Source organism: Pedobacter sp. (genome assembly GCF_035566355.1).
In the GTDB taxonomy this organism is placed as follows: Bacteria; Bacteroidota; Bacteroidia; order Sphingobacteriales; family Sphingobacteriaceae; genus Pedobacter.
The window spans coordinates 1-10,494 of the sequence record NZ_DATMRL010000720.1; the positions used below are offsets into that span (position 1 = coordinate 1).

A 10,494-nucleotide genomic window follows, 5' to 3' on the forward strand; every position below is an offset into this window, starting at 1 on the left:
ATAAACACCCCGTACTCATTCATCCCACCCTGTGGATTTTTCTACATGATATTATTCAGTTTTTCATCCGCCGAGAGTTCAGTCCAGATCATATACCCATAGTGCTGCTGATCAAGTGCAGGGTAGTACCATAACCTGTAAGTAAGGGAAGGTACCTCATCTTCGTTGTTACCCACCCAGACATGCTTTCCATCATTGGCCATAAATATGGTACAGGCGCTACTGTTGAGCATATTTGTAAAGCACATCACCATTAAAAAACAGAGTAAGATTTTGTATTTCATAACATTTGCAGTTTTATCCGCAAATTTATTCACGAGAGCCCAGCCACATGTTCGCATTTATCCACCCGAACATATTAATTGCTTTTTTGCTGTTTAACATACGCTGTTGGCGAACAGCCCGTGTATTTTTTAAATGCCGTGTTGAAAGCGGTCTTAGAGTTAAATCCTGAGGCAAAAGCGATTCCTACCATATTTAGGTTCTCCATACGGCCTGCAATGAGCTGCTTTTTGGCTTCTTCTACTCGGCTTTGGTTAATAAAGGTGTAGAAATTACTTCCAGTAAGCCTGTTGATCAGGTAAGAAGTATCATGAATACTTAATCCCAGTTGGCTTGCCAGTCCCGGAAGACTTAATTCGTTATTTAGGAAAACCCGATCCCCGACCATAAGCTGATTTAATTTTTCCGAGAATACGGCAAACTCTTTATCGTTGAGCCTTTCTGTTTTTTGTCTTTCATCAGTTAAAAGTTGTTCCAGCAAGTCGGAGATTTCCTTCAGGTCTGTTTTATTGAAAGCAAAAACTGCGTTTTGCCGGATGGAAAAATACGCCAGAAAAAAAACAGAGCTGGTATAAATTACAGGCATGACCTTCAACAAAAAAGAAAACCCAAACACCGCATCATTGATCCAAAAAACAGAAATGACACTCAAAATGAGCAGAAAATAGCGGAGCCAGTCCAAGTCTATTTCCTTCGGCGCAGCAGTAATTAATTTTAAATTCTTTTGATGTAGGTTCAACGCGCGGTAAGATAAGATGATATAAACAAGGAACTGAAAGGGCAGTAAATCGCGGGTAAAAAAAATAAAATTTCCAACTTCAAAGAGCGAGGCTGTCATCAGATCTCCATTTTCCGGCAGCCACATCATCTGCAAACCCAGACAGAGCAGAAAAGGCACAAAATGAAGGCCATCTTTCTTTTTGAAGACCCTTAAAGGTTCAACAAAATAAAGCGTACTCAGGTAAAGACAGGGCGGCAATAAAAATTCTAAACTGCTCAACACGTTACTGCCGAAATAAATGCCGAGAAATGCGGTGCCCATAATCAACACAAAAAGAGCAAGCCACCTATTGGCAACCGTATTTTGCTTTAAAGGATGAAAGAACAACAGAAAACCAAGCAAAAAACACCCTCCGGCAGAAAAGCACATCAAAAAAGCATTCATGGTATTTCAGTTTTCTCCAAAAATAAAGTAATAAATTGAACTTAGCTCGCATTAAAGGATTTATCCCAAGCCAACCTCTCCCACATAAAGCGTTGTACTTACTGCAGTTCCTTCCACACTTATAAATCCCATCCAAATGTATACCCTATCTCCACTAAAGCGAGTTGGAAGCACCAACTTCGCTTCTCCGTCTGCTCTCTTTGCAATTTTTCTTAAGCTTATAAACTTCCTCTTTTCCGGATTGTAAAACTTAACGAACTTGTCCATACCTCCTTATTGAGCTGAAATAAATATTCAATTTTTACGACGATAATCCAATATTAAATAAGTAGAACGCAATGTTAGCGGAACTATCTGAATATGTCTTTGTGCGAAAGAAAATGGATATAAAAAAATAATAGTAAACTTGCTATCTTAGTATGATGCATATTCATAGATCGAAGTTATTTGCCCTAATAACTGCTACAACAACTGCAGCTTTATTTCTATGGGCAGTATTAGGTCGGCCAAATGCATTTAATATGCTACCATATTCCATACACGAATCTTTTTCACCTGGCGGTGAGTCTGAACGCACCTTCATAATAATATTTGATATAATATTTGCACTTCTTATACTAGCCCTTGTCTTCAAAATAACAGGCAATTTCGTTCTTAAATCATAATTTACCCTACAGAACGATAAACAATATGATAAGGACGTCAATAGATAATAACATTCAAAAATAAGTAACTCCTGATAGTGATGCCCCCTATCGCAAATGCTGGATGCAGCACAAGCCCTGGATAGTGGATTGACCGCGTTTCTATTTATAAATCAAAATCTTGGCTAACGGAAACATGTAAGACACAAAGCCCCTTTCCTTCGGACAAGTCCGTATCAGATGCGCATCAAGTCCGTATCAAGCCCACAAAAGGCTCCCTTTTTCCGAACAAGCACCGAACTAGATACGGACTTGATGTATCCCTGACCGCCACTTATCTCCTCCAAGTCCACCTCCCTAACCGTGAATCGCTTCTTTATTTCCAAAACTCTGGATCAACTCACCTTCAAATTCCAACCATTCTTTCCAGCGTTTCTCCACATCCACATCAATGGTATACTTACGTGCAAAATTTAAAAAAGTCGTATAATGACCCGCTTCCGACACCATGAGGTCATGATAGAATTTGGCCAGTTCCTGATCCTTAATATTCAATGACAATACACGGAAACGCTCGCAGCTTCTCGCTTCAATCATGGCTGCAAACAGCAAACGATCAATAAACGCAGAATTTCGGCTGCCATCCCTGCGGCTAAACTTCACCAAACGCCCAACATAATCGTCCTTGCGTTCCCGGCCAAGCGTGTACCCTCTTTTTTTAATAATCTCCACCACCATTTGAAAATGCTGCATTTCCTCTATGGCAATTGCAGTCAGTTCCTCCACCAAATCCATATGTTCAGAATTATTGGCAATCAGTGTAATCGCATTTGTAGCCGCTTTTTGTTCGCACCACGCATGGTCCGATAAAATTTCTTCTAAGTTTGATTCAGCAATATTTGCCCATCGCGGGTCTGTCAATAATTTTAATCCAAGCATGAGGTGATCTGTAAATTCTTCGTCCCCAAAATTAGGAATAATCACAGGGATTAAAAATTATGCATTAAAAACAGCTAATTTTGGCTAGAATTTAAAGAAATGGAGCAAAAAAAGATATTGATCATTGGACTGGTCTGGCCCGAGCCTGAATCATCAGCAGCAGGCACAAGAATCGTTCAACTGATCAAACTCTTCCACCGTACAGGTTACCACATTTCCTTTGCTTCAGCAGCATCAAAAAGCGAATTCAGTTATGATCTGAAAGGTCTGCAGGTCACAGAATATCCCATCAGACTCAATGACTCCGGCTTTAACGAACTCATCAAAACGCTCCAGCCCGATATGGTTCTTTACGACCGCTTCATGGTAGAAGAACAATATGGCTGGCGGGTACATCAGGAATGCCCCGGAGCATTAAAAATACTGGATACAGAAGATCTGCACTTTTTACGTCAGGCCAGGCAGCTAGCCATTAAAACAGGCCATACAAACCTCTATTCAGACCTGGCCAAAAGAGAAATTGCCGCTATACTCAGGTGCGACCTCTCCCTGATCATCTCTGAAATGGAAATAACATTGCTAAAGGAGCAGTTCCGTATAGACCCCTCTTTACTCCATTACCTTCCTTTTCTAGAAGAGGAACTCACAGAAACCCAGGTTAGAAACTGGAAAAGTTTCGAAGAGCGGGAAGGCTTTACCTTTATCGGCAACTTTCTGCATGAGCCCAACTGGCATGCCGTTCAGGTCCTAAAAACAAAAATCTGGCCCTTGCTCCGTAGAAAAATTCCGGGCGCAGGTCTGCATATTTATGGTGCATATCCATCACAAAAGGTTATACAGCTGCACAATGCAAAAGAACATTTTTATGTTCATGGACGTGCAAAAGACGCCCGGGAAGCCATTGAAAAACATAGAATCTTACTGGCTCCCGTTCAATTTGGTGCGGGGGTAAAAGGAAAATTCATTGATGCCATGCAAACCGGTACTCCATCGGTAACCACCACAATAGGCGCAGAGGCTATGAAAGGGAACCTGGACTGGAACGGTGCCATAGAAGACCAGGAAGAGAACTTTATCCAAAAAGCTATTCAGCTCTACCAGCACAAAGATCTGTGGACCCAGGCGCGTGAAAATGGCATCAACATCCTAAACCAGCGTTATGCCAATGTGCACAACGGTATGGGACTGATCAAAACCCTGCAGGACCTCTCCGCAACATCAGAACTACACCGCCAGCATAACTTTATCGGCCAGATCTTACAACATCAAAGCCTAAACAGCACCAAATATATGTCCTTATGGATTGAGGAAAAAATGCGTCTGGACCCCGGCAAAGAGCATAAAAACTAAACCGACTACCACCATAGAAATCCCGGCATAGAAAGCCGCTTTTTTAAGTGATACCGAACCCGCGTACAGGTAATAAATCAGCACAGCGAATCCACCTAAAAAACAAAGCACACTCCAGATACTCAAAAAGGAAAAAGACAACAGGAAAACCAGGCCTTTCCACCAGCGTACAAAAAAGAGCTCCGGCAAATGTTCTGTTTTATCTCCGCTTTTTAATCTTGACAACTGCAGGTTCAGTTCAATATCCCGGTCTGCAGGTGCCAATTGATGCGCCTTTTCATAACAAGACCGTGCAGCAGCAAACTCGCCCTGTTTATAGTAAGCATTGCCTAAGTTAAAATTAGCCGCAGCCGACAAATAACCCATTTTCAGTACTTGCTGATAGATTTCTGCAGCTTCCCGGTACTGCCCTTTAGCATATTCAACATTCCCCTTTGTAAAAAGATCCTTAACCTGTTCATTTGCTGCTGAAAACAAAGGAAGTACCAACAGCAGCACCATCAAAATTCTGTTCTTCATATCCTTAAGCATGTGTTTCAATATCGTTGATTATACTTCTGGCTTTATCAAATACCTCTTGTTCTGAAATTCCCGTAACTGGTGCATACCTTGCCATTTCACAAAGATTAAGCGTATCGGTTAAACGGCTGATCAATACAGCATCTACCTGACGCAGCTGCAATTGTTCTGCAATATTTTGCTGGTTCAAATCTGCAGCAGAGATGTTCAGCTTATCACTCAGATAACCATATAAACCTTTGTATACCGCTTCGTAGAAAGCTTTTTTATCTCCGGCCTGCAGTTGTTTACCTGCAATAGCCAAATGCTTCGCAGCAATTTTATTGGCATTTTTCCATTTCAGTTTCACCTGGTCTTTGTTGTTTTCAGCCTGCTGTTTTCTAAATAGTCTGGCGCCGATAAAAGCCAGAGGACCAATAAGAATCAACAGCCAGTAGCCCACAGAACCATAAAAAGCTTCCTCGTCCTTATACAAGTCCGGTGCACCTGTTTTTATACCCGCAATATCTTTTTTCAGCAAATTGGCTTCCTGCTCATTCGCTCCGGAAAAAGCGGTTACATTGGTTCCCGGATCTCCCTTAGCCACTTTAATCGTATAAGGCTCTGAAGAAAGAGACATATAACGTTGGGTAGCCGGATTAAAATAAGAAAACTTCATTGGTGCAATAGTATAATTCCCCTCTTTCCTTGGAATCAGCAAGAATTTATACTCCCTGCTTCCAGTAACCCCCTTCTCACTTTCCAAAATGTTATCCGTTACCTTTGGATCGTATTTCTCCATGCCTTCGGGGAAATTCATTTTAGGGGCATTGAGTAGTTTTAAGTTACCTGCCCCAGTAACTTTAACTGTATAATTTAATGCTTCATTCGCTTTCAGCGAGGATTTATCTACAGCAGTCTGGATGGCAAAAGTTCCAACTGCTCCCTGGAAATCTGCAGGTTTACCATTTTCCGGCAGTGGTTTTACATGTATGGTTACAGGGGCACTGCTGGCTTTGTACTTCTCGTCCTGGTAAGAACCTCCACCAAACATCTGATCAAAGATGTCATTAGATGCCACAGCGCGCCGCACCAGAAAAGTCATACTGAGCGGGTCGAGAACCAGATTTCCGGAACGTTCCGGAAACAGGATGATCTGTTTGAGTGTAGCCACATGATAGCTCACCCCTTTATAATTCTCTATGGTCCAGTCCACGCGCTGGCTGTTGTTTTTAATTTCCTGGCTCCAGAAACCATTAAAATCCGGCAATTTGTCTAATGCATTGTCTACCAGATTGACACTCGTATACAATTTATAACTCACCGTAATTTGTTCACCCTGGTATACATTGGTTTTACTGGCTACAGCTTTAATGAACAGACTTTTGGAAAGATCTGCAGAGGGCGCCGAAGAAACTGCAGGTGCATTGCCGCCAGCAGACGGGGACTGGGTATTTTGCTGAACCGCACGGCCCTTAACCACCTTTATTTTTACCGCATTGGAATGATAGGTTTTACCACCAGCCACAATAGTAGCAGGCCCAATGGTGTATTCTCCTTCTTTAACCCCCACCAGGTCATAGCTCAGCGACATACTCATCGAAGTATTTCCGTTGATAGAGGTCATGCTGGAACTCTGATTGGGACCCGAAACCACCTGAAAACCATTAAATGCAGGTGCTCCAAAACGCTCGATGTTTGCGTTAACAGAAAACGTGATTTCAAAAGGTTCACCTGTACCTACCTCCGTCTTGCTTACAGAGGCTGTAAACCTAATATCGGCTGCAAACAGGGTTCCTGTAAACAGCACCAAAACCAATAATATATAATGTCTAACTTTCATTTGTTTTACCAGTCTTTCGTAATACGACCCTTTGCCCCGGTTGCTTTTTTGTTTTTTAATTTGTCCTGCGTGTTCTTTTCTTCATTGTTTAAAGCTTCCAGCATGCGTTTTGCATCCTCTTTAGATAACTTATCAGGCTGTGGTTTTTGCCCGTTCTGCTGATCTTTCTGATCCTGATTTTTCTTGTCCTGATCCTTTTTGTCCTGGTCTTTCTTATCCTTATCCTTCTGGTCTTTGTTGTCTTTATTTTTATCGTCCTTATCCTTCTGGTCCTTATTTTTATCTTTCTGGTCCTTATTTTTCTGATCCTTATTGTCTTTGTTCTTGTTGTTTTGTTGTTGCTGCTGTTTCAGCTTTTCCATAGCATAAGCCAGGTTGTACCGGGTCTGATCATCTTTAGGATTATTCATCAAAGATTTCTTATAGGCCTCTATACTTTCCTCATACTTTTTATTTTCCATCAGCGTATTGCCCAGGTTATGATAGGCCTGCGCTTTAACCCCGGCATCTTTAGAGGAAGAAGCCAGTGCATTGAACTGCTCTGCCGCCTTATCAAACTTTTTCTGCTTATAAAAGGCATCCCCAAGATTAAAATTACCCGCTACAGATTGTTTGGATTTCTCCAAAGATTTTTGATAACTCGCTTCTGCTTCTGCATACTTCTGCTCGTTGTACAATTGGTTCCCTTTATGGATCTCCCTTTTTTCCTGCTGCGCAAACAGCATTGTCCCCTGAACAACCAGGAGCAGCATCATTATAAATTGCTTCATGGCTTTCTTACTTCAAACAAATTCACCCCGCTTAACTTTAAATTTTTCCTGCTGGAAATAAAGAACTCGATGATCAGTAAAACAAAACACAAGGCCAAAAAGAACTGAAACCGGTCTTCATAATTCTTGAAAGCTTTACTATCATAAGTATTTTTCTGCATTTTATCCACCTGTGCCATCACTAAAGGCAGACCGCTGTTGGCGTTAGAAGCCCTCACATAAACACCGTTACCAGCCGCAGCGATTTCTTTGCCCATATCTTCATTCAATTTACTCACCACAGTTTTACCCGCTTCATCCAAATGAAAGCCCACAGGACTGCCATTTTTATAAATCGGTACAGGTGCCCCTTCCGGTGAACCCAAACCGATGACGTGGATAGTTACGCCTTTTTTCCTGGCCCTTTCGGCAGCCTGTACAGCATCGTCCTCGTGGTTTTCCCCATCGGTCATCAGGATCATCGCTTTACTTGTACCGCTTACCAGATCGAAAGTTTTTAAACCCATATCGATGGCAGCACCAATGGCTGTGCCCTGGGTAGGAACAATATTCGTATTGATATTGTCTAAGAACAATTTAGCTGCCGAATGGTCTGTGGTAATGGGCAACTGCACATAGGCTTCCCCGGCAAAGATCACAATCCCTATCCGGTCATTGTGCAGGTTGTCGATCATCTGAGAAATCGCTCTTTTCGCATTCTCCAGTCTGTTTGGTGCCAAATCCCCGGCCAGCATACTGTTGGACACGTCCAGCAATACGATCAGATCTGAACCACTCTTTTTAGCTTCTTCCATTTTGGTCCCGATCTGAGGGTCTGAAAGTCCAATGACCAAGGCTGCAAAAGCTATCAGGAAGAATACAAATTTAATCCCCGGTCTGGAGAAAGATACCTCGGGTATGATCTTTCCAACAGTTTCTCTGTCCCCCAAAGATTTCAGGGCTTTTCTTTTCCACCTGCGCACCACCAGATACAGGATAATGAACAGTGGTATAAGCACCAGGCCCCATAAAAATTCTATCTGTGCAAAACGTAACATATCCTTAGTTTAAGGCGCTTTTAAACACCGTATTCTTTAATAAAAATTCAAGCAGCAACAGGATTCCGGCCAGCAGCGCAAAAGGCAGAAAACGCTCTGTCTTTTTGTGGTACTGGGTCACATCAATCTTAGCCTTTTCCAGCTTATCTATCTGTTCATAGATCTGTTTTAATTTCTGGTTATTGGTGGCCCGGAAATACTGGCCTCCAGTAATATTTGCAATTTTACTCAGCATCGCCTCATCTATGGTTACAGGTACCTGCTGGTACTGTATACCAAATGGCGTTTTTACCGGATAAGGTGCATAACCTTTAGTACCCACCCCTACGGTATATACTCTTACCTTCATTTGCCGGGCAATTTCTGCAGCGGTAAGGGGTGGAATAGAACCTGTGGTATTAGTTCCATCGGTGAGCAGGATCACTACTTTACTTTTTGCCTCACTGTCTTTTAAACGGTTTACTGCAGTTGCCAATCCCATACCAATAGCTGTACCATCTTCAATCATACCATTGCTGATGCCTTTAAACAAATTAATGAGGACATCGTGGTCAATGGTTAAAGGGCATTGGGTAAAACTCTCTCCGCTAAATACCACCAGGCCAATCCTGTCATTTGGTCGGTCTTTAATGAAATCAATGGCAATATTTTTACCAGCTTCCAGGCGGTTGGGCTTCAAGTCTTCCGAAAGCATACTTCCCGAAATATCTGTTGCGATCACAATATCGATGCCCTCTGTTGTAGAGTCCTGCCAGCTGAAAGCAGATTGCGGTCTGGCGAGGGCAACAATCAGGGCACCAAGTGCCAGTACCCGCAGCACAATACTGTAATGTCTTAAAATACGTCTGGGGCTTCTTTTGGCCTTTAAAAATCCATGAATAGCCGAAATACGCAAGGTACCCTGCAGCTTTTGGTTTTTCCAAATGTACCAGGCAATCATAAAAGGCAGGACCAGTAATAACCAGAAAAAACCTGGCTGTGCAAATTCTATCCCCTTAAAACTATTCATCATGACTTCTATACGCTTTATTTTCAGGCCTAACTGGACTTTCTTTCGTTTGCTTTATAAAACCTATAGCATGTTCCATACTGAGCTCATTTTCTGTATTGAGCGGACGTTCTTTGGCAAATTTCACTAAATCGGCCAAGTTCAGCATCTGCCTCAGATTAGCCCGTTGCTGCTGGGGCATCTCTTTGTGCCGGAGCTCCAGAAAGATCTCTTCGGAAGTATGTTCCAGTGCCTTGATCTGGTAGCGGCTTTCCAGGTATTCCCGGATCACATCACTCAGTTCACTATAATAACGTTTAATATGGCCTTGCTCCCAGAGCTTCTGATCTTTGATGGACTGCAATTTATTCAGAGCCAGCTGATCAGGCGGTACAATGGGTACAACAACTGGTGGTGGTCCTTTCTTAGGTCTTTTCCTCAGGTAATAGATCACACCAGCCAGTACAACGATCAGCAGGACTGGACCTGCAACCCATAACCAATGGTCTTTAAGCCAGTCTATCCAGGAATAGGAAACGGCCAGCGGCTGCTTAATGTCATAGATGGCTTTTGTGGTATCTACTTTTACAGCTATTACTTCAAGTGGAATGGAAGCCGTTACAAAATGCTGCGTTCCGGATTGAAAACTAAAAGCAGGGACCACCTGTATTCCCGCATCAAAAGAAGTAATAATATAGCGCTGGGTAATGGTCTGTAAACCTGGGCTCTTAGGATCTGAAACCGTGTCGGTTTTGCCGGCCTTCACGATCTGGATCTTGGAAGAAATGGTGTCGGTGAGGGCCGGAAAACTGATCTTCTCTTTAACAGGCAAGGCTGCGCTGAGAGAAAGTGTGGTCTGATCGCCCATAGAAATGGAAGATTTGTCCAGTTTTGCATTGACCTGGATGTTTTGTGCCTGACTGCTGTAACCCAGGAATACAAAGAACAGCAATACGCTGCAACTCAAATTAAAATACG

Annotated in this window: 11 protein-coding genes; 1 reads left to right on the forward strand and 10 read right to left on the reverse strand. The window is 42.5% G+C overall.

Translation table 11 applies throughout. The features are described 5' to 3' along the window. Positions 1 to 41: 41 nt before the first annotated feature. The 4 genes from VNZ46_RS28180 to VNZ46_RS28195 form a co-directional block, all read right to left on the reverse strand. Positions 42 to 284 (reverse strand): hypothetical protein, encoded by a 243-nt coding sequence (locus VNZ46_RS28180; RefSeq protein WP_325564836.1) that lies wholly within the window; start codon positions 282 to 284, stop codon positions 42 to 44. Between the two features lie 74 nt (positions 285 to 358). Continuing rightward, a complete protein-coding gene (locus tag VNZ46_RS28185) occupies positions 359 to 1,447 on the reverse strand; it encodes a helix-turn-helix domain-containing protein (RefSeq protein WP_325564838.1) in 1,089 nt (362 codons plus the stop codon). 60 nt (positions 1,448 to 1,507) lie between these two features. Next, positions 1,508 to 1,714 (reverse strand): DUF6266 family protein, encoded by a 207-nt coding sequence (locus VNZ46_RS28190; protein ID WP_325564840.1) that lies wholly within the window; start codon positions 1,712 to 1,714, stop codon positions 1,508 to 1,510. Between the two features lie 734 nt (positions 1,715 to 2,448). Then, positions 2,449 to 3,030 (reverse strand): tRNA-(ms[2]io[6]A)-hydroxylase, encoded by a 582-nt coding sequence (locus VNZ46_RS28195; protein ID WP_108550152.1) that lies wholly within the window; start codon positions 3,028 to 3,030, stop codon positions 2,449 to 2,451. A 99-nt stretch (positions 3,031 to 3,129) separates the two neighbouring features. Here VNZ46_RS28195 and VNZ46_RS28200 point away from each other — a divergent pair, with 99 nt between their 5' ends. After that, positions 3,130 to 4,380: a glycosyltransferase family 4 protein gene (locus tag VNZ46_RS28200; protein WP_325564842.1), complete on the forward strand. Its 1,251-nt coding sequence runs from the start codon at positions 3,130 to 3,132 to the stop codon at positions 4,378 to 4,380. Here VNZ46_RS28200 and VNZ46_RS28205 read toward each other — a convergent pair. The 6 genes from VNZ46_RS28205 to VNZ46_RS28230 form a co-directional block, all read right to left on the reverse strand. Continuing rightward, a complete protein-coding gene (locus VNZ46_RS28205; RefSeq protein ID WP_325564844.1) occupies positions 4,327 to 4,899 on the reverse strand; it encodes a tetratricopeptide repeat protein in 573 nt (190 codons plus the stop codon). The two genes, VNZ46_RS28200 and VNZ46_RS28205, sit on opposite strands and share 54 nt — an antisense overlap. 4 nt (positions 4,900 to 4,903) lie before the next feature. Further along, a complete protein-coding gene (locus VNZ46_RS28210; protein WP_325564846.1) occupies positions 4,904 to 6,721 on the reverse strand; it encodes a BatD family protein in 1,818 nt (605 codons plus the stop codon). Positions 6,722 to 6,726: 5 nt separating this feature from the next. Then, positions 6,727 to 7,491 (reverse strand): tetratricopeptide repeat protein, encoded by a 765-nt coding sequence (locus VNZ46_RS28215; RefSeq protein WP_325564848.1) that lies wholly within the window; start codon positions 7,489 to 7,491, stop codon positions 6,727 to 6,729. Then, positions 7,488 to 8,528 carry a VWA domain-containing protein gene (locus tag VNZ46_RS28220; RefSeq protein WP_325564850.1) on the reverse strand — a complete coding sequence of 347 codons (1,041 nt, stop codon included), beginning with the start codon at positions 8,526 to 8,528 and terminating at the stop codon, positions 7,488 to 7,490. Before VNZ46_RS28220 ends, VNZ46_RS28215 begins: the two co-directional genes overlap by 4 nt. A gap of 4 nt (positions 8,529 to 8,532) precedes the next feature. Next, positions 8,533 to 9,540 carry a VWA domain-containing protein gene (locus VNZ46_RS28225; RefSeq protein WP_325564852.1) on the reverse strand — a complete coding sequence of 336 codons (1,008 nt, stop codon included), beginning with the start codon at positions 9,538 to 9,540 and terminating at the stop codon, positions 8,533 to 8,535. After that, positions 9,530 to 10,494, reverse strand: a 965-nt coding sequence (locus VNZ46_RS28230; RefSeq protein WP_325564853.1) for a hypothetical protein, incomplete at its 5' end; no start/stop codon positions are given. The genes VNZ46_RS28225 and VNZ46_RS28230, both read right to left, overlap by 11 nt.

Bases quoted from the DNA above. Each gene is read 5' to 3' on its own strand.
- VNZ46_RS28180 (WP_325564836.1), bottom strand. From the start codon at position 284: ATGAAATACAAAATCTTACTCTGTTTTTTAATGGTGATGTGCTTTACA.
- VNZ46_RS28185 (WP_325564838.1), bottom strand. From the start codon at position 1,447: ATGAATGCTTTTTTGATGTGCTTTTCTGCCGGAGGGTGTTTTTTGCTT.
- VNZ46_RS28190 (WP_325564840.1), bottom strand. From the start codon at position 1,714: ATGGACAAGTTCGTTAAGTTTTACAATCCGGAAAAGAGGAAGTTTATA.
- VNZ46_RS28195 (WP_108550152.1), bottom strand. From the start codon at position 3,030: ATGCTTGGATTAAAATTATTGACAGACCCGCGATGGGCAAATATTGCT.
- VNZ46_RS28200 (WP_325564842.1), top strand. From the start codon at position 3,130: ATGGAGCAAAAAAAGATATTGATCATTGGACTGGTCTGGCCCGAGCCT.
- VNZ46_RS28205 (WP_325564844.1), bottom strand. From the start codon at position 4,899: ATGAAGAACAGAATTTTGATGGTGCTGCTGTTGGTACTTCCTTTGTTT.
- VNZ46_RS28210 (WP_325564846.1), bottom strand. From the start codon at position 6,721: ATGAAAGTTAGACATTATATATTATTGGTTTTGGTGCTGTTTACAGGA.
- VNZ46_RS28215 (WP_325564848.1), bottom strand. From the start codon at position 7,491: ATGAAGCAATTTATAATGATGCTGCTCCTGGTTGTTCAGGGGACAATG.
- VNZ46_RS28220 (WP_325564850.1), bottom strand. From the start codon at position 8,528: ATGTTACGTTTTGCACAGATAGAATTTTTATGGGGCCTGGTGCTTATA.
- VNZ46_RS28225 (WP_325564852.1), bottom strand. From the start codon at position 9,540: ATGATGAATAGTTTTAAGGGGATAGAATTTGCACAGCCAGGTTTTTTC.